This window comes from Paenibacillus massiliensis subsp. panacisoli DSM 21345 (assembly GCF_000426545.1).
Taxonomy (GTDB): Bacteria; Bacillota; Bacilli; order Paenibacillales; family Paenibacillaceae; genus Paenibacillus; species Paenibacillus panacisoli.
In genome coordinates this window covers 109,256-127,008 of the sequence record NZ_AUFO01000019.1, presented here as the reverse complement: position 1 = coordinate 127,008, position 17,753 = coordinate 109,256, and the positions used below count along the sequence as shown (strand labels likewise).

Below are 17,753 nucleotides of genomic sequence, written 5' to 3'. Positions count from 1 at the left end.
TATTATGTAGTAGTTCTATCAGCCCAATATGATTCTATCAAAAAAAACGTAGAAAAACGTAAAAACTACGTAAAAATATATGCCATCAATCTGACAAATTGATTATTTGTTGATATCAGGCGAGTCCAGACCCGTAGAGGGGGGCCAAAATACGGAGACCTCCTGGGGAAGACCAATTCTGGACATATACGTGTTCAGAGGCTCGTCCGGCAGAGGGGGATGCCCCTCACTGAGCAGCAGGATTGCAAAATGATTGGCCTGCCGCTCCCATTTTCCCGGCTGAAAGTAGGAATGCTCCTCCAGAAAGAAACGACTAATTCCCTTGTGGAGTCGGTCATGGCCCAATTCGTGAGCACATACATAACGCTCCCATTCTGGGGTGAGATCGTTATGAATCACAATGAAGCGGCGGCGCAGCTTCCGAAAATACAGCCCTTTTGTCGTCTTGCCCAGATCCGAATAACGGATATGAATGCCAAGAGCAGAAGCAATATCAAAGGGACAATTGGTGCGGTGCTTGTGGATCAGTCTGCGAATCAGTTCATTCAAGGGCACTCACCTGCCATCCATTTTGTTGATGAGCATTTTACAGGCGCTTCGCGTACAACTGTCATGCTGTAAAATGCGAGTATGTAATAACTTGAAGCTCGTCCATAAGTCCATTTCATGAACCGGTTGAAATATTACCCTGAGCCTGGAGGTTTGCGCTTATTCATCTGCTTGGCTTCCCAGAACAGCCCTGTCAATACATCCTTGATTCTTTGTTTGTCCTCGTCATCCAAGGGGATTCCATCGAACATTAGCTCACCATCCTCCTCCAGCATTTTTTTGAAATCACGCTTGTCCTTGGAGGTAGCCCATTCCGGGACGGCACGTTCCGTTACGGAAAACTCCTGCTCCAGATAACCAGCCTTGCCCATCAGCTCCTCATAGGGTACGGCAAGGGCATCCGCAATCTTACGAATCGTCGCGGGCTTAGGTACACCGCGCAGACCGTTCTCAATCCTTGATATCTGGGAATTACTTATGCCTGCAACGTCTGCCAATTGATTGATACTGATTTTCTTCTGTTCACGCAGTTGTCGTAAATAGGTTCCGAAATGAGACTCTTGCACGGTACGGCCACTCCTTTTTGTCCAATCATCCTGTGCTCCGATCCAAGCCTGTGTCGTGTCATGACGTATTCGTAGGACGTATATATAGTAGATAGTTATTATGACGAGGCCTGAACCATGCAACTCTTGATTGGTAATGGTTACCTATCTACTATATAACCATGTTGCCTTAAGGTAAAGAGATAATGAGAGATATATGCCAAAAGGTATAGAAAATTAGAGCCACAGGTCGATTAGCGCTCGAATTTCACGAAAAATGACAGTTGGTGAGTACATCATAAAGTGGTATATTATCCCTACAAAGCGAACAAAAACACGAACAAAATGTGAACAAAAGCTGATAATAGATTAAAAGCTGACAACTATTGAGGCCTGATGCGATCTGCTTATCCTACTCCTCCCAGGATGAGAAGAACCATTGGACACATACTATTGCCAAAAGGCAAAGAAGGAGCGAATGCAATGATGAATGACATGCTGCCAGAGCTGGATCGACGTGCGACACAAGCTACACTTGAAGGACTATTTGAGAAATACAGGATCTATAAGACCATAACCTTCATGGACAAAGAAACCTCTGTTACAGCCAGCTATACAGATCGTCCGCATGGTCCAACGAACAAAACTTCGGACGCTACCGCTTCAACTGCTATTCACAACGTGCACGCCGCCGCCGCGCGGGCAGCCTATTGCAACATGATTGATACGCTGGTCGCCCGTCTGAGCGATCGTGAACAGCTGTTGATCCAGGAACGTTACCTGAAGCAGGATGATGTCTTTGATTATAAAATCTACAATCACGTATTCGACCCTCCAGTGAGCAAGGATACGTATAGCAAAATCAGAACACGTGCCTTCTACAAGCTAGCGCTGGCCCTGGCCGACAGGGGACTGATTCGTCTGGAGCAGCTGCGCAAGAAAGCTGCCTCAAAGGCTTAGAATAAGCAGAGCTGCATATGATTTCATTATACCACAAACAAGAACGTTTGTTCCTATTTTTGTGTGACGAATTCACGTTAACTTTGATGTAAGTGAAGTGGAGATTCAACTCCAGCTCGCTTTGGCATAGGCTTCAGATCAGAGAAGAGTTGACCGCATTCAAGCACCCTTGGATTTATGCAAGAAGACATTTACAAGATGAAATATGTAGTTGGGATGTAGTAGTTAATATTCAGGAGCGCTATTATGTACAGGCTTTACGTGGACTTATTGTACAAGAGATTAATTTATACAAGATTAATATACAAAGAATTAATATATAGCAGATATTGCGAGTACTATATAGAATATAGAAGCTTAATAGCATATAGAAAATTAGAAGATTAACATAAAGGATTAACATAAAGGATTAATGTAGAAGGACATCATATAAGGTACTGTTTGGAAGTTACTGTGTAGACGCTATATAAGGTACTGTGAAGAAGGTAGTGTATAGAAGATTATTATAGAGGGGTTCCTTTTACTGGAATACCCTCTTTTTTTGTTCTGATGAAATGAGAACATTAGGTTAATCCGAGTTGTGGATTATCCCATAATATCAGGGTTTTAGGCCCTGAATGAAGAGAGAATATGATCCGGAGAAAAACAGGAACATAAGTTCGTCTTTTTCTCTTCTATAATCATGCTTATCTACGTCATCACAGCCGGAAAAAGGCTGTAAGATGTTAATATCGGGAATGAGGACAAGAGAAACGGATACCGCCTGCACAAGGCTGGTATCCGTTTCTTTATGGACTGCTTTTGTCTGGGCCAAGGCACACTTGGTGACAGTGACGATGATGTCATTTCTGTAGCTCTTTCACAGCTGCAGGTCATCTGAAATGTCAGCGTCATGGATGAAGCAGCAGCCATATCTGTGAACATCACGCCATCATGATCGACTGTCAGGATATGGCTTAAGCTGGTGGTGCCAGTGGTCAATAGAGACAGGGATGTGGCTCACAGTTTGTGTTTATTTCTGTGCATTTAGCAATGAGAAAGGAGGGCTATAGCTGCATGAGAGAAGCTTTGAAGGCGAGGATCATCGAATTGATTCCCCAATTAGCAGGCCGGGTGTACGACCTGCAATCGGTTCCTGACCCGCCTCCGGATACTTATGCGGAGCTGTTCTTCGGGGAAGCGGTATGGAAATCGGCGTGGGCTGGCTATCGACAAATTGTATGCATCCAGCTACACAGTCTCGCTACCCAGGCTTCAGAACGCGATGCCTGGGCACAGCTCCTGCTGGATGGTCTGCATAGGCAGCCACTGGATGATACGGACAGCAGCTCGGTAACGCTGCACTATGCCGGGAGTCGCGGGGCTGAGAGCGTGTCAGGTACGAAGGAGCGGATCATGCGGACCATGAGGTTCGCTCTGTATGTGCCTGAGGCTGAAGTCGTAGACGTCGGAGCGACGGAGGATGCTTGGTTAGCAGCATTGAAGGGCTGGACCGCATCGCAGTTGGACGATACATGGCGGGTATACGGTGATGCCTGGCCCGAGGCTATTGGCTCGCGCGCCATTCTGTGGCGCATGACGGGCAGTGAGACACGAATCCCAAGTGCATCCATGTATGAGGTCCGTAAAACGTTCACGGGTCATGTCTGGGCATCCAATCAGCGTCTGGAGCAAGCTACAGCTTCGCTCTTAATGGAGGCGATTAGCGGGGCTTTGCAGCTTCCGCTGGATGCTGACACACGGCGGTATATGTCCGCCCAGGAGATTCGTGCTGATTGGCAGACGGATTCTTTCCTGAACGGGCAGATCAGCCTTACGCTGGCTCAACGGCGAATGCGCCCAGCAGAGGAAGCGGCGTTGATTCGCAGGCTGTACGTACATCCGAATTTGAAATGAGGTGCTTGATATGGTGTTCAAGAAGAAGACACAGAAGCTAGACCCACAGTCGGTCACAGCCCCACGCTACACATTGAATGAACTGAAGGCCAAATCCGAGGCGTTGTTCGGGGTAAAGCCGGAGGTGCTGGCAGGAGCTTGTTATGGAACTGAGGATCAACTGCTATCCGTGGAGGAAGCAGGCACAAAAATTACAAAATTTATGAAAGCGAAGGTGGAGTAATATGGCAGGCGGAACTTGGGAGAACACGAATAAACCGGTATTGCCCGGATTGTATATGAATTTTCAGGCGGCAGCAGCATCCGCAATTCAAGGCGGCTCGCGTGGGACGGTCATTGTACCAGTCAAGGCCAATTGGGGTCCTGTAGGTACATTTGTGGAGATTGGCAGCGAGACGGCTATTGAGCAGATGTTCTCTGGTGGCACAGAGGATGGGGCTACTGCGTATTCCACTCTTTATCTGGCTCTGTTGGGTGGTCCGAGAAAGCTGCTCGCATACCGACTGGCAGACGATACCGCTGCCAAAGCTTCAGTGAAGCTGAAGAATGGTGATGCAGAGGATGTACTCGAACTGACGGCGCTTTATTCTGGCTCACGCGGTAATCGCTTCACAGTGACGGTACAACCAACCATTGATAATAATGCAGTCAAGGAAGTGCTGCTCTATGAGGGCACGAAGCTGCTGAAGACGTTCACGGCGGAGAGTGCTACGGCTGAGGCTATTGCTGCAGCTATTAATGAAGATAGCGAGAACAAATGGGTGACCGCAAAGGCGCTTACCGCAGCAGAGGAACTGGCTAATATTACTGGTGCTGGCCTTACCGGGGGCATTAGCGGCAACAGTCAGTTGACCAACGCCGATTATATCGCCATGCAGGAGGCTCTGGAGGGCGAGGACTTCAACGTGCTTGCCTTGGATTATGCGGCTGATATGGCTCTGCTGCAAAGCTTCGCGGCTTGGGTCAAGCGTGTACGCAACCAAGGTAAAGGAGTTGTGGCGGTATTCGGTGGCTCAGCTGCTGAGGACGTATCCGCGAATGCAGTGCAGGCAGCTTCTGCGCGTTCCCTCGCACTGAACCATGAGGGCATCATCAATGTCGGCACAGGTGTACGTCTGGCTGGAGTGGAGTACAGCTCGGCACAGACAGCGGCTTATGTAGCTGGTCTGATCGCAGGTCAACGTCTGAACCAATCTACGACGTATGCGGTGACACCATTCGAGGATGTGACACGCCGTTGGACTCGCCCAGAGCAGGAGCAGGCCGTTCGCAACGGCGTATTCCTGTTATTCCATGATGGACGTCAGGTGAAGGCCTTGCGCGGGATTAACAGCCTTGTCACACCAGCAGCTGGTCAGAATAATGCTTGGAAGAAGATCCGTTCCATCCGCGTCATGGATGCGATCAATGCTGATCTGCAGCGTGCAGCTGAGGAGACTTATATCGGGAAGGTCAACAACACAGAGGAAGGTCGTCTGGCACTGATCGGTGCTGTGAAGGAATATTTGGCACAGCTGGCGCTCAGCAGTGTCATTGAGGCATCCGGCTATGATGTAATTCTGGACCCGGCCTACTACGGACCATCTCCAGTTGTTACGCCGGAAGCGGATCAGGTGTTCCTGCAATGGAACGTCAAGCTGACCGATGTCATGGAGCAGCTGTTCGGCACATTCTACGTGCAATAAGCCGCGAAGGACCGATGTCATGGCTTACGTATGCAAGCTGTAATGCTGCTGTATGCACATGAGGTACGTCATGATGTATCTCATGATGCCACATGCAGCCCATGCAGCCCATGCCGCATGAAGGCTGCACACATGTAGGAGTGGCTTTCATCCTATGGAACAATAGTGTACGGGTACATGACAATAAGTCTTCATAATCATCATAGCTTCACACATGCAGCCCGTTGAGTGAAGCCCTCAGCAGAGCTTGATTTGGCGGGCTGTGTGTCATTTGACAGACTGTATCTAATTTAAAGGACTGTGTCTAGTTCAAATTCATAATTACACCATCCAAGGATGGTCCAATCACAAGGAGGAATATGCAATGTTGGATGCTTCAAGAGTAATTTTGGGAACGTATGGTCAGGCGTATATTGATGGGGTATGGCAGACGCATATTAACAAGCTGGAAGCCAGCGTGGAGATGGAGAAGCGTGAGCTGAATCTGGTCGGCAACGACTGGAAGGTGCACAAGAACGGCATTAAGAAAGGTACAGGCACGATGAGTGGCTATAAGGTTACTTCAGACATGATTCAGCGTGGCTTTAGCAAGTTCGATATCTATTCCAAGCTGGATGATCCCGAAGCGTTCGGACATGAGCGTGTGCGCCTCATCCGCTGCTCCCCGGACAAAATCCAGCTAGCTAACTGGACGGCCGGTGAAGAGGTGCAGGAGGAGACAACCTTCACCTTCGAAGGCTATGAGCTGCTGGACCCGATCGTTGCCAACTAATTGAGCTGGAATTGGCTAGGGAAGCTTGGTTAGATTGCGAATAAAAAACTATATTTAGTAGAACAAAAGTGACTTATGAAATCCGGGAAGCAGCTATGTGAGCTGTAGCTCCCGGATTCTTTGGTTTTCTTAAGAGAATCGAATTTATTAGTTTTCAGCAGAGCTGAGCAGTTCGATTATCGCAAGAAAAACACCCAGTTAACGCGGTCTGTCTACGGTGAAAGTACGATGATAGACCTATTTCTAATATCTGAACGATGAAAAGGAGATAGATTCATGAGCCTATACGAGAATATGACGGAAGAACAAATTTTGGACAGCCTGTTTGAGGCGACGGAGAAGCTGCCTGAGGAGACGGTGCATATTCGTCGTCTGGATATGCAGCTGGTGCTGCGCGGGCTGACCTCCAGCAAGGTGGATAGCATTCGTGAGCGCTGCACGGTTCGCCGCACGGTCAAGGGCCAGGTGGATGAGAAGGTGGATACGGAGATTTTCAACGCTCTGCTGATCTCGGAAGCCACAGCCAAGCTGGAAGTCAAGGGACTATCACTGAGTGGCTGGGGCGACCCACGCATTACGAGCCGTCTCAAGCTGTCGGGTGGCGAACAGGCTGTACGCCGCATGCTGCTGGCTGGTGAGCTGGATGCCGTCGGCGACAAGGTGCTTGAGCTGTCCGGATTTGGCGTGGAGATTAGCGACCTAAAAAACTAATCGGCTCCGGGGGAATGACGACGATGCTGTATCACTTATGGGTCCGGCATCACCTCCGCCCCGGAGATTTCTGGAGATTGCCTCGCGGCGAGCGCTTGCTGCTGCTGGCTTTTTCGGAAGAGGAACTGGATCGTGATATCAATGCAGCAAATCTGGCAGGGAGGTGATCATACACGATGGATGAAGCGGTGAATTACCGTATGAAGCTGGTTATTGATCCTAAAAATGTCGTAAAGGCTAACCGCGAGCTAAGAGCGATGGAGCGCTATTTTGAGCGCATTCAGGGCCGGGTCATGAAGATCGGCCGCACTCGGATGGTGCCTGAGATTATGATTAGGGATTATGCATCAAAGCAAATTGACGGGGTGTTGGGGAAGCTTCGTCAGTTAAAGTCACAAAGGCTTAATGTGACAATGAAAAGCGTTAAAGCGAATGATGCTGGTCAGAGCAGTAATAATGCATTTGGTCAATTAATAGTGGCTGTTCAGAATAATACAACGGCAGTATCTAGTTTAACGTCTTCTTTAGGTCAAACGGCACCTGCCGCAGAGGCAAAGCCTAAGAGATGGTACGAGAAAACAGCTGGATTCTTTAACGAAGTAAAGACCTTCGGAGGAACTGTTAAGAGCGGCGCTACTACCTTTGAAAATGTTAAGAACTTTAAAACGAAATATTTAACTGATGCAGCTAACGGTAATGCACCTAAGACGGGCTGGAAGAAGGCTGTAGGATTAGCTACCGGAATAGGAGAAGTTGTTTCAGGTGTTGGTGAGACTGGTGCCGGTCTCAGCAATACACTTGGCAAATGGGGCACTGGCATATTTGACTTCATCACTGATGCTGGCAATTCAGGTATAGTTGGCAGCATATTACCAAAAGCAAAAAAACTTATTGGCGGACCAATAGGAACTGCACTGGATGCTGCTAGCATAATTACGGCGGGCTCTGATAAAGAGAGGGCACAGGCTATAGGCTCAACCGCTGGCGGAGCCATCGGAGCCACAATCGGAGGCGCGGTGGGTACACTTATTCCAATCCCGGGAGTTGGTACCGCTGTAGGCAGCTTTTTGGGCGGAATGGCTGGTGACTTTGTAGGTGGAAAAATTGGCGGTTTGATTTCGGATCATGGTCCTGCTATTAAGGAGAATGCTTCAAAAGCAATTAGTTGGGTTTCAGAGAAGGCAACCAGCGTTGGACAAGGAGTCATGAATGCTGGAAAAAATCTCTTGGGTGCTGGAGCGAATATTGGCAGCAAAGTAACTGGTTGGATTACAGACAAGGCTCCTACAGTTAAAGAAGGAGCGTCGAAAGCAGTAGGTTGGGCATCACAAAAGGTATCAGATGCGGGAAAAGGAGCACTCGCGTTTGGTAAAAATTTATGGGGTACTGGAACAAATGCGCTCAATAAAGCAAAGGGCTGGGCTGCCGACAAAGCTTCTACAGTTAAGGAAGGAGCATCGAAAGCAGTAGGCTGGGCTTCGCAGAAGGCATCTGATGCCGGCAAAGGGATACTCACATTCGGCAAAAATCTCTTGGGTGCTGGAGCAAATGTAATCAATAAAGCAAAGGGTTGGGCTACCGACAAAGCCACTACAGTTAAGGAAGGAGCATCGAAAGCAGTAGGCTGGGCTTCGCAGAAGGCATCTGATTCCAGCAAAGGGATGCTTGCGTTCGGCAAGAACCTCTTTGGTGCTGGAGTAAATGTGATCAACAAAGCAAAAGGCTGGGCTGCAGACAAAGGCCCTGCGGTGAAGGAAGGCGCATCAAAAGCAGTAGGTTGGGCTTCGAACAAAGCGACTAATTTGGGGGATGGCATATCTAATTTACTGAACTTTAGTAAAAAAGGGGTGAGCTCATCGCTCTCTTGGTTATTTGATAAGCTCAATCCTCTAACAGCTGCAAAGAACACAATCTCGGCATTAACTATTGCTGGTTCGACTCCTAAAACTATGAGCTCAGCCACTAAAGGGAAAAATCCTCAAGCAGCTCAGCCTGTACAAATCAGTCCCGAGCAAATGGGTCAGATTTCAGGATACCTCCAGAATTTCAAGAAAGACACGATCAATAACGTCAGTGTGAACTTCCCGGCAGGAGCCGTACAAATGAACGTTCATGAGAATGCTATTGATATCGGAGCGATTGTATCCCAGGTTGCTGCCCGTCTGGATGCTGAATTGCGTAAAGCACAGCAAAATCGCAAGCCTGCTCTTCCATAGCAATCATAATTAATTTATACAAATATCTTACACATGGCAGAACACAGGATCAGCTCCAATGGAATTTGTCAGGAAGGAGGCAGGCAATGGATTTTATATTAAAGGATGGCTCGGGAAATGAATTTAAATTTCCTGTGAATCCTGAAGAAGTGAGTATTTCGAGGCAAAAAGGCTTTGAGACGGTAAATATTTTATCTCATGGGGAGTACGATTTTGCACAAGGAGAGAAGGTGAAGGAGATTTCCTTCTCTTCTTTTTTTCCTATGGAATATGATGAATCTTTTTGTAACTGTAAAGTTGATGAGCTGCCGGATCCGCAGGAGGCTATGAATACAGTCAATACCTTCCTGCTGTCCGCACAGCCACTACAATTCATTATTACAGAGACTGCTGTCAATGTTCCTGTAATTGTATCTTCACATCAATCTACGTTCCGGGGTACAGAGCCAGGTGATGTGTCTTTCGATATTACGCTGCGAACCTGGCGGGATATGAAGCTTGCACGTAAGCTTGGCAGCAATGGCAGCTCGACAGGTAGCAAGAGCATAGATAATAAGAAGCCTCGTACGGATCTGAAGGTATCCAAGAAGAGTTATACGGTCAAATCAGGAGATTCCCTATCCAAGATTGCCAAGCTGGAGCTGGGAGACAGCTCGCAATGGAACCGAATCTATAAATTGAATGAAAAAACCATCGGCAAGAATCCGAATGTGATCAAGCCCGGGCAGAAGCTGGTGCTGCCATGAGCTACAAGGTCATTATTGATAATCAATACGATGTAACCTCTTTTGTTGAGTCCATCTCACTTCGGGATTCACTGGAGCAGATTGCCTACCAGGGAACTGTGACATTGGTGAATACATCCGAGCTCCCCATATTCAATCCAGGTATGTCCATTCGGGTTAGCGGCATTCCTTATGGTAAGCATGATTATGTTCCGCTGTTGCACCCAGCTGTGATTTGGGAGGCAGAAAGTCAGAATAGTGGGACCAAGCGCTTGACTTTGACCTTGTATGACCGCACGGTCTATTTGGATAAATCGGAGGATGAGTATTTATTCCCGGCCAAGCAGACAGCATCGAAGCGCTTTCGGAAATACGCCAGTGATTGGGAGATTCCAGTGGCATCCATACCAGATACCGAAAAGTCTCTTGGAAAGGCTGTATATCGCACGCAATCCATCTATGCCATGATGCTTGCTGACTTACGTGAGACCGCTAGGGCAGGGGGAAAGCTGTATCATCCACGAATGATCACTTCGGGACTGGAGCTGTATGAGCTGGGTACCAATAAGGATGTATATTTGCTAGAACAAGTAACGGACACAACCCAATCCCGAACGCTTGAGGGAGCCGCTACGAAAGTAAAGGTACTTGCTACCTCAGCTAGCGAGACGGGAAAAGAGGTACCCTCCAAGATACTTGCGATTCAGACGAAAGATACGGACAAATACGGCACGCTTCAAGTGATCATTCAAGATGATGAGGTCAAATCGGGTGCGGCTGCGCAAGAGCTGGCCAAGAGTCGCTTAGCAGGCATTCAACAGACCATCTCCGTCACGGCACCAGATATCAACACCATTCGTGCAGGGGATGCAGTAATGCTGGGTAGCTTGCGCCTGATCGTCATTTCGGTTAGCCGTGAGCTGGGCAATCCGGGCAGTATGTCGCTGGAACTCGGCACCTATGGAGATGTAAAAAGGAGGTTTTATCTTGACTAAGGACCCTTATGTACACTTGGCTTCTGCCATCCAGTCCTCCTTCTCCAAGCACACCAAGCAGGCAGTGGACGGTCTGGGAGCAGTCCTGGGGACGATTACAGCCACTGGATTGAAGCTGGATGACTTCAAGCATGAGATTCAAGATTATCTGGTGGCCGAGCTGCCTGGTCTGCTATCGATGCAACGGCATATGTTCAAGGGAACATCGACCCGTGTGCAGGAGCCGTATTGGGAGGATAAGACGATGAACACCTCCTATTATTTCGACGAGACAGAGATTGAAGAGGTCAATCTGCAATTGGACAAAGGCCTGAAGCCCGGAGACCGAGTGCTGGCAGTACGGGTGAATAGCGGCAATGATGTCGTGGTTGTATGCAGGGTGGTGAGTGGAGGTGGCTAACCTATTTCCCGAGACAGAAGAGATTTTGGATGTAGATGTAACAGAGCTAGATACGTTGGCAAGCCAGACAGCTGTATTTGGCCGGAGCTGGCGTTTTGATTTTGCAAAGGGCGAATTCGTGCTAACACCGACCGGAAAGGTAGCGATGACGGATGAGAAGGATGCGTGGGTCATCTGGTGTGAAAAGGCCGTACGAACCCCGCGTTACCGTCATATTATCTATTCTCGCGATTATGGTAGCGAGCTTGAGGATTTACTGGGTAACAGCTACAGCCGAGCTGTAGTGGAAAGTGAAGTCAGACGAATGGTCAGTGAGACGCTGCTCGCAGATGCACGTACAGCTGGCGTGGATCAGTTCGAGTTCAGCTGGGAGCAGGATGCCTGCAGATTCAGCTGTCGCATTCGGAATGTGAGAGACGAGATCGAAACGATAGAAAGTGTGGTGATCTAATGGCAACCTTGCCTGAGTATTTGCAGGATCAGACAGAGGATGAAATTATGCGGCGGATGCTGGAGCGGGTGCCTTCGGATTTGGATAAATCCGAGGGCTCTTTTATTTGGGACGCTCAGGCTCCAGTCGCTTTTATGCTGGCAGAGGCTGCGGTATGGGCGCAACAGGTGCTGGAACGCGGCTTCGCCAGCTCAACCTATGGCGATTATCTGGATCTGCGTACAGCGGAGCATGGAGTGAATCGCCGACAGGCTGTCGCTGCTGCAGGACAGGTGCGTTTTACAGGGACAGCAGGGGCTGTCGTGCCCAAGGGAACGATCGTAGCGACACCAGCCGATGAGATATCCAGTGAACAGTCAGTCGAATACGCGACTACGAATGAAGTGACATTGGGCAGCACGGGGGAAGCAAAGATTAATGTGGTAGCTGTCGTAGCTGGTAAAAATGGCAACGTACCCGCAGGCGTCGTGACCGTCTTGGCAACGGCTGTAAGCGGGGTGAGTGCTGTGATCAATCCCGAAGAGATTACAGGCGGCGCTGATGTGGAATCGGATGAATCGCTGCTGGAGCGTTATCTGCTGCGTGTCCGCAATCCGGGGACGAGTGGTAACAAGGCGCAATATGTGCAGTGGGCAAGTGAGATTCCAGGAGTCGGCGGTGTACAAGTAAAGCCGCTCTGGCAGGGGCCAGGCACGGTAGGGATCTACCTGCTGGACAATGACAAGCGAGCAGCTAACACGGAGATTGTAGAGGCTGTCCAGGAGTACATCGACCCGACGATGGATGGACAGGGTGAAGGGACTGCTCCGGCAGGGCCTGTCATTACGGTTCAGCCTGCCCAAGAGGTCCGCATTAACATTAGCGCCAAGCTGACACTGGCCTCCAGTGCCAATCTGGAGGATGTGAAGCAACAGATTGAGAACGGCGCGCGGGAGTATTTCAAGCGAATTTCCTTTGGCTCGCCTGCAACACAGGATTCTCTTGTTCGCTATACCCGAATTTCGGCGGTGCTAATTGATATTCCGATGATTACAGACTATAAGGAGCTTCAGGTATTCAAGGCTACGGACCCCGGTGGGGAAGCAGACACGAATATCGAGATATTCGAGGGTCAGGTCGCGGTGCTGGGAACTGTGAACGTATTTGAATAACGAAAAGACATTAGCAGGACACGAAGCAGTGTCATGTGAGGAAAGGAGGAGATTGCTTGTCCAGTAATATATATCCGGTCACAAGTCCAGCTGGGCTGGAGATGCTGTCCTTTGTACCTGCCTATTACGAAGCGTCACGAATCGTCAGGGCAGACATGGATGCCAAGGGCAAGGAGCTAGATCAGTTGACCCGGGCGCTGAATGAGACGCTGGATCAATTCTTCGTGCGGACAGCGACGTGGGGACTGGAACGCTGGGAGCAGGAGCTTGGAATCGGTACGGACCATCAGAAGCCGCTGGAGCAGCGGCGGGCTGTCGTGGAATCAAAGCTGCGTGGCTCGGGGACCTTTACCGGGAAATTCGTCAAAAATGTAGCCGAAGCCTATGACAATGGCACGGTAGACGTAACTTTTCAACCAAGCGAATGGTCGTTCACGATCAAGTTCATAGATACGGTCGGCATTCCGCCGAATCTGGATGACCTCAAGGCACTGATCGAAGAGATTAAGCCTGCGCATCTCGATGTTGAATTCGAGTTCCGCTATCTGGTCATTCGAGAGATTCATGAGGTCATCCCACTGAAGGAGATGCAGGAGATTCCTTTACACAAATTTGCAGGAGGTGTAACCATTGTCTGAGAACACGCCAAAGCTTGATTTGCTGATGAAAGACCCCGTCCTTGATGGACATGAGTATTTTAATGTAAAGACGATGTTGAATGATAACTGGGAGAAGATTGATACCTTTGCTGATACCGTGGATGGTGAGGTGAAGGAGCTTCAGCAACGCCTCGACACAGAGCAGCGTAAGGAAATTACGCTCCAGCCGGGGGTTCAGATTATTGAGTCGGACAAGACTGTGCCGTTTCGCCTTACAGGTCTGAAAGGCCGGACGTTGGTGAATTTGCTGGGGCGAGACGGGAATTGCGAGAACACAAACAGATTTACACCCATTCGTGCGGTATTAACAGCTGACACCACTATAAAGACTCAAGGAACGCAGTCCTTAAAAATCACTTCCACAGGATTACCAACTGGTGCTGCAACCGGTCAAAGTTTTTCAGTTAAAGCGGGCAGCTATTATATCCTGGTAGGTGACGTAAAACTGGGGTCAGGAACATACGCAGGTCCTCATGTTGCTGGTATATCAAATACTAAAAATAATGGGAACGCTACGGACACCACAACTTTCTCAACGGTTTGGAGAGCGTATAGTGCATTAAGTAACGCTGCAACAGTCAGCTTAGTGAGTGAGGTTGTAGGACCTGTTGGAAGTGTTGCCTATTTTGATGCTCTTCGTTTCTACGAGATCACTGCTGAAGAATATGCTGCTTTGGACAATATGAGTGCTGAGCAGGTAGGAGCTAAGTATCCTTATGTAGATGGTATAAAGCCTGTCCGCAATCCGTACGTGATTCGTTATGGGGAGAACTTGCTGCCGCCATTTTATGAATGGTCCACAACTCCAAATAGGGTTTTTATTTCAGATGATTACGAAATTACAGGTACACTCGCATCTTCTCCGGGTACAGACGCCTACTTGTATTACAATATACCATTTATTGCGGGCGAGACTTATACATTATCAAATCCATTAGAAAGCAATGGAGTTATCAGAGTTTCTGTATATATTGGGGCAGGCCAATCTAATTCCCACGATCGTGTACAAGGTATTTCCGTAAACCCTGGAGAATCGCGCTCGTTTACTGTAAATCTGGCAGCTGTTCGTGTAGCTGTTAACCTATCAGGTATTACGTCATATGTGGATGAGTTTGACCCATCTTCGTGGATTTATCCTGGTGGTACAATTAGAACGTTCAAAAAACCTATACTTTGTGTCGGTAGCGAAGCTAAAGCATTTAAGGCGCGTGAAGACAGTAGGCTGGCGCTGCAGACTGATCTTTATGCCGATCCACTTACAGGTGTTAATGCGGATCGTGTATTTGAGCGTGATGGACAGTATTTCAAGAGTAAAAAGTGGAATTATATCGAGCTTGGGGGAAACTTGACTTGGCAATATAGTTTTTCAATTCCGGGTGCCAAGCTTGTAAAACTAGTCGGTCTTCCCGAAGCCCTGACTTGGTACGCTTTAAATGTGGTGAAGTTTGATGGGAAGCTACTATCAATCCGATCTAGTTTAGACGTTCATGACGCGGCCCATTTTAATGTGGATTCTGGTCGAAGAGATTTTTATCTTACGATACCTGCATCTGATAGCGGATGGGGAGACAATTTTACAAACATAACTTCCGATGAGATAAAAGCATATTTCATGGGCTGGACAATGTATAATGGAACTGTCGCTGGATCATCTCCTGATAATCCTACCAATAATTTTTATAATGGAACAGGTACAAAGGCATGGGTACGTCGTTCAGATGGAGTGAACCGTTCTTGGGCAGACTGGACTAATGTACTACCAACAACACCAGCACCAAACTGGACACCGTATAAGCTTATTTATCAACTAGCTACACCTACAGTAGAGCCAATTGTTAGCGAAGGACAACTTACTCTTAATAAGGGTAGCAATCAGATTGAGGTAGGTAGTGGAATTGTACTTCAGGAACGTGCTAATCCACTCGGAAATACTACATTCAGTGGATTCTATATCAACAACACGAGTCAATTTCCAGGATCTGTTCTCGCACACCGAGTTCAAAAAATTCTAGATGTCTATAAAAATTCTAGAAAAGATAATTGGCGAATTGTTGCGGACAGTAATTCTAATGGGCGTGAGCAGGCCTTTAAGCCTTATGCAGACTTTGACTCTTCAGCAACCTATAACGTCACATACCTTATGCAAGATAAGTCGCCTTTATCAGGATTTCTTGGTTCTGTGCCTGACAACGAAAAGTCTCTACTTGATGATCTTGTTCAGGATGTACAGCAGGCATCAGCACGTATAAGTGTCGTAGAGAACAAGAAAGAGGATATGGATAAAGCTGCTCCTGTATGGATTACACCGACACTTCTTAACTCTTGGGTTGAGTATGACACGTATCGACAGAGTGTAGGTTATTACAAAGACACTTTTGGTAGGGTGCATGTATACGGGTATTTGAAGGGCGGAATATCTTCGACTGGTTCTACAATTTTTATTCTACCTCCAGGTTTTCGTCCTACTAAGCCTATAGAGGTATTTGCTCCTTCTGTGACCCCAGCAAATGTAACAGTAGCGTCAACGCTTATGATCCACTCGCAGAACGGAAATATTGTTTGTAATGTTGGGGTAGCTAATGGCGCATTGCTTTTAGACTTTAGTTTCATGACCATGTAAAGGAGGGCACAACATGAAAGCCATACCCAAAATTAATACAGATGGCCTCTTTATCGAGGACGATATCGTGGACGATTCCTTTACAGGAGTCGTCCCTTTTTATGAGCTGCCTGACACAGCACAAGAAGATGGCACGGGTGAGCCTTTGCTCGCAGGTTACACGGTTGGCTATCCAGTGACAGCAGGGTTGTACCAGCCACGCTTCGATCTGGAGGCTTGGGAAGCTCACCAAGAGGCTGTTCAACACGCAGAGCAAGCCTTCCAAGAAGCCATCCAGCAATGGAACGGAGAAGGTGAGTTGCCCGAATACCGTGCCCCGCAGCAGCCAGAGTTGTGGCTTGAAGCTTTATCCGAGGCTGAGATTGCCGAGTTAAAGCAACCAGGTCAACTAGTAAGCGAGACAGATCTGCTCAAGGAGCGCTTGTCTGATCTGGAGATTGTACTGTCAGAGATGCTCCTCAAAGGATGACAATGGCCTCGATACGATGACCATTTCGTAAATTGAGAATACGAGAATCAAGAATTTACATCAAAATAAAAGGGAGGTGGTCAGTATGGCTATTATGTCCATGGCAATGATTCGGATCTGTGCCAATGCGTGTATTACGCGTTATGAGCGTGGTGAGGGCAGCATTGAGGAGATTTTAGGCTCGTATACGCTGGATGATCAGAATCGAAGCTTGGTCAAGGCGGAGATCTATGTCCGACGACCGGAGCTGGCTGCATCTTAAGGAAGCCGTAACATTGGGTGCTAAGTCGGGTAAGGGTTGATTTGAAATTTTATGAAATTAATACACTAAATACGAACATCACCCGGAAGAGCTCTTCCGGGTATTTGTTTTTTTTTGCACCACATCAGGGCTATGAGCCATACAGAGGTTCATTGGACAACATATCTTGTACTAAAGCATTTTATATAAATCGCAATCAATTGAAACTCTCTTGAAATGACCACATATAGCAGCGTGCAAGGCTGATATGTGAATCACAATAGATATACACCCAAGTCCATCCATTACAACAGGCAAGGAGGGAGACAGGATGGAGCATAACCGAGGAGGGAAAGCCATACCGGAAGCAGATTTGTTAACGGAAATTCGGGTTCAGCTCGCTCGTATTGAGGAAACGTTGAAGACGTTGTCGACGCTCGCCACTACATTGGAGATCGCAAAGGAGACGGCTAAAGAGGCACTCCAAGTGGCAAATAACGCCAAGCAGCGGATTGATCTGCTGGAGCCAGTCAAGGATACGGCTGATGAGGCGCTGCGTAATGCCAATATTGCACTAGAAATATTGAGCAGGCAGGAAGAAGACCAAAAATGGTTCAGACGGACGTTCTATGGCGCGATTATCACGGCGGTTGGCGGTGGCGTTGTCGTAGCTGTCTGGGCGGCCATTACAGTGACGGGAGGCTGATC

The 17,753-nt window shown here is 48.1% G+C and carries 20 protein-coding genes; 18 read left to right on the top strand and 2 right to left on the bottom strand.

The features are described 5' to 3' along the window. Nucleotides 1-102 precede the first annotated feature (102 nt). Both K331_RS0116370 and K331_RS0116365 read right to left on the bottom strand, forming a co-directional pair. Nucleotides 103-549: an ImmA/IrrE family metallo-endopeptidase gene (locus tag K331_RS0116370; RefSeq protein ID WP_018885103.1), complete on the bottom strand. Its 447-nt coding sequence runs from the start codon at nucleotides 547-549 to the stop codon at nucleotides 103-105. Nucleotides 550-683: 134 nt separating this feature from the next. Further along, on the bottom strand, nucleotides 684-1,115 hold the full coding sequence (locus tag K331_RS0116365) for a helix-turn-helix domain-containing protein (RefSeq protein WP_018885102.1): 432 nt from the start codon (nucleotides 1,113-1,115) through the stop codon (nucleotides 684-686). Nucleotides 1,116-1,580: 465 nt separating this feature from the next. Between K331_RS0116365 and K331_RS0116360 the strand changes: the two genes are divergently transcribed. From K331_RS0116360 to K331_RS0116275, 18 genes are all read left to right on the top strand, one after another. After that, complete coding sequence (locus K331_RS0116360; protein ID WP_028591125.1) at nucleotides 1,581-2,054, top strand: ArpU family phage packaging/lysis transcriptional regulator; 474 nt, start codon at nucleotides 1,581-1,583, stop codon at nucleotides 2,052-2,054. Nucleotides 2,055-3,110: 1,056 nt separating this feature from the next. Next, the gene (locus K331_RS0116355; protein ID WP_028591124.1) at nucleotides 3,111-3,950 is read left to right on the top strand and encodes a hypothetical protein; all 840 of its coding nucleotides are present in this window, start codon (nucleotides 3,111-3,113) and stop codon (nucleotides 3,948-3,950) included. Between the two features lie 10 nt (nucleotides 3,951-3,960). Continuing rightward, complete coding sequence (locus K331_RS0116350; RefSeq protein WP_028591123.1) at nucleotides 3,961-4,173, top strand: hypothetical protein; 213 nt, start codon at nucleotides 3,961-3,963, stop codon at nucleotides 4,171-4,173. Nucleotide 4,174: 1 nt separating this feature from the next. Then, complete coding sequence (locus tag K331_RS0116345) at nucleotides 4,175-5,635, top strand: phage tail sheath family protein (protein WP_028591122.1); 1,461 nt, start codon at nucleotides 4,175-4,177, stop codon at nucleotides 5,633-5,635. A gap of 364 nt (nucleotides 5,636-5,999) precedes the next feature. Continuing rightward, a complete protein-coding gene (locus tag K331_RS0116340; RefSeq protein WP_028591121.1) occupies nucleotides 6,000-6,407 on the top strand; it encodes a phage tail tube protein in 408 nt (135 codons plus the stop codon). A gap of 276 nt (nucleotides 6,408-6,683) precedes the next feature. Further along, entirely contained in the window at nucleotides 6,684-7,118 is a 435-nt protein-coding gene (locus K331_RS0116335; protein WP_025676572.1) for a phage tail assembly chaperone, read from the top strand. A 23-nt stretch (nucleotides 7,119-7,141) separates the two neighbouring features. Next, a complete protein-coding gene (locus K331_RS32235) occupies nucleotides 7,142-7,285 on the top strand; it encodes a hypothetical protein (RefSeq protein WP_169445798.1) in 144 nt (47 codons plus the stop codon). Between the two features lie 9 nt (nucleotides 7,286-7,294). Next, nucleotides 7,295-9,334, top strand: coding sequence for a hypothetical protein (locus K331_RS31050; RefSeq protein WP_051289868.1), 2,040 nt, complete (start codon nucleotides 7,295-7,297; stop codon nucleotides 9,332-9,334). A gap of 86 nt (nucleotides 9,335-9,420) precedes the next feature. Continuing rightward, nucleotides 9,421-10,080: a LysM peptidoglycan-binding domain-containing protein gene (locus tag K331_RS0116320; protein ID WP_028591120.1), complete on the top strand. Its 660-nt coding sequence runs from the start codon at nucleotides 9,421-9,423 to the stop codon at nucleotides 10,078-10,080. Then, nucleotides 10,077-11,054 carry an XkdQ/YqbQ family protein gene (locus K331_RS0116315; RefSeq protein ID WP_028591119.1) on the top strand — a complete coding sequence of 326 codons (978 nt, stop codon included), beginning with the start codon at nucleotides 10,077-10,079 and terminating at the stop codon, nucleotides 11,052-11,054. The genes K331_RS0116320 and K331_RS0116315 overlap by 4 nt, the downstream gene beginning before the upstream one ends. After that, nucleotides 11,047-11,454: a hypothetical protein gene (locus K331_RS0116310; protein WP_028591118.1), complete on the top strand. Its 408-nt coding sequence runs from the start codon at nucleotides 11,047-11,049 to the stop codon at nucleotides 11,452-11,454. Before K331_RS0116315 ends, K331_RS0116310 begins: the two co-directional genes overlap by 8 nt. After that, nucleotides 11,447-11,905, top strand: a complete 459-nt coding sequence (locus K331_RS0116305; protein ID WP_028591117.1) for a DUF2634 domain-containing protein — start codon at nucleotides 11,447-11,449, stop codon at nucleotides 11,903-11,905. Before K331_RS0116310 ends, K331_RS0116305 begins: the two co-directional genes overlap by 8 nt. Further along, the gene (locus K331_RS0116300; protein WP_028591116.1) at nucleotides 11,905-13,056 is read left to right on the top strand and encodes a baseplate J/gp47 family protein; all 1,152 of its coding nucleotides are present in this window, start codon (nucleotides 11,905-11,907) and stop codon (nucleotides 13,054-13,056) included. Before K331_RS0116305 ends, K331_RS0116300 begins: the two co-directional genes overlap by 1 nt. A 56-nt stretch (nucleotides 13,057-13,112) precedes the next feature. Then, nucleotides 13,113-13,694, top strand: a complete 582-nt coding sequence (locus K331_RS0116295; RefSeq protein WP_028591115.1) for a YmfQ family protein — start codon at nucleotides 13,113-13,115, stop codon at nucleotides 13,692-13,694. Next, the gene (locus K331_RS0116290; RefSeq protein ID WP_051289867.1) at nucleotides 13,687-16,335 is read left to right on the top strand and encodes a hypothetical protein; all 2,649 of its coding nucleotides are present in this window, start codon (nucleotides 13,687-13,689) and stop codon (nucleotides 16,333-16,335) included. Before K331_RS0116295 ends, K331_RS0116290 begins: the two co-directional genes overlap by 8 nt. 13 nt (nucleotides 16,336-16,348) lie before the next feature. Next, entirely contained in the window at nucleotides 16,349-16,804 is a 456-nt protein-coding gene (locus K331_RS0116285) for a hypothetical protein (RefSeq protein ID WP_028591113.1), read from the top strand. An 85-nt stretch (nucleotides 16,805-16,889) separates the two neighbouring features. Next, nucleotides 16,890-17,066 (top strand): hypothetical protein, encoded by a 177-nt coding sequence (locus K331_RS31950; protein ID WP_155988608.1) that lies wholly within the window; start codon nucleotides 16,890-16,892, stop codon nucleotides 17,064-17,066. Between the two features lie 310 nt (nucleotides 17,067-17,376). Further along, the gene (locus tag K331_RS0116275; protein WP_025679084.1) at nucleotides 17,377-17,751 is read left to right on the top strand and encodes a hypothetical protein; all 375 of its coding nucleotides are present in this window, start codon (nucleotides 17,377-17,379) and stop codon (nucleotides 17,749-17,751) included. Nucleotides 17,752-17,753: the final 2 nt, after the last annotated feature.

What these genes read in the sequence shown, in the direction of transcription:
- K331_RS0116360 (WP_028591125.1), top strand. Translation starts at nt 1,581, where the DNA reads ATGAATGACATGCTGCCAGAGCTGGATCGACGTGCGACACAAGCTACA.
- K331_RS0116355 (WP_028591124.1), top strand. Translation starts at nt 3,111, where the DNA reads ATGAGAGAAGCTTTGAAGGCGAGGATCATCGAATTGATTCCCCAATTA.
- K331_RS0116350 (WP_028591123.1), top strand. Translation starts at nt 3,961, where the DNA reads ATGGTGTTCAAGAAGAAGACACAGAAGCTAGACCCACAGTCGGTCACA.
- K331_RS0116345 (WP_028591122.1), top strand. Translation starts at nt 4,175, where the DNA reads ATGGCAGGCGGAACTTGGGAGAACACGAATAAACCGGTATTGCCCGGA.
- K331_RS0116340 (WP_028591121.1), top strand. Translation starts at nt 6,000, where the DNA reads ATGTTGGATGCTTCAAGAGTAATTTTGGGAACGTATGGTCAGGCGTAT.
- K331_RS0116335 (WP_025676572.1), top strand. Translation starts at nt 6,684, where the DNA reads ATGAGCCTATACGAGAATATGACGGAAGAACAAATTTTGGACAGCCTG.
- K331_RS32235 (WP_169445798.1), top strand. Translation starts at nt 7,142, where the DNA reads ATGCTGTATCACTTATGGGTCCGGCATCACCTCCGCCCCGGAGATTTC.
- K331_RS31050 (WP_051289868.1), top strand. Translation starts at nt 7,295, where the DNA reads ATGGATGAAGCGGTGAATTACCGTATGAAGCTGGTTATTGATCCTAAA.
- K331_RS0116320 (WP_028591120.1), top strand. Translation starts at nt 9,421, where the DNA reads ATGGATTTTATATTAAAGGATGGCTCGGGAAATGAATTTAAATTTCCT.
- K331_RS0116315 (WP_028591119.1), top strand. Translation starts at nt 10,077, where the DNA reads ATGAGCTACAAGGTCATTATTGATAATCAATACGATGTAACCTCTTTT.
- K331_RS0116300 (WP_028591116.1), top strand. Translation starts at nt 11,905, where the DNA reads ATGGCAACCTTGCCTGAGTATTTGCAGGATCAGACAGAGGATGAAATT.
- K331_RS0116285 (WP_028591113.1), top strand. Translation starts at nt 16,349, where the DNA reads ATGAAAGCCATACCCAAAATTAATACAGATGGCCTCTTTATCGAGGAC.
- K331_RS31950 (WP_155988608.1), top strand. Translation starts at nt 16,890, where the DNA reads ATGGCTATTATGTCCATGGCAATGATTCGGATCTGTGCCAATGCGTGT.
- K331_RS0116275 (WP_025679084.1), top strand. Translation starts at nt 17,377, where the DNA reads ATGGAGCATAACCGAGGAGGGAAAGCCATACCGGAAGCAGATTTGTTA.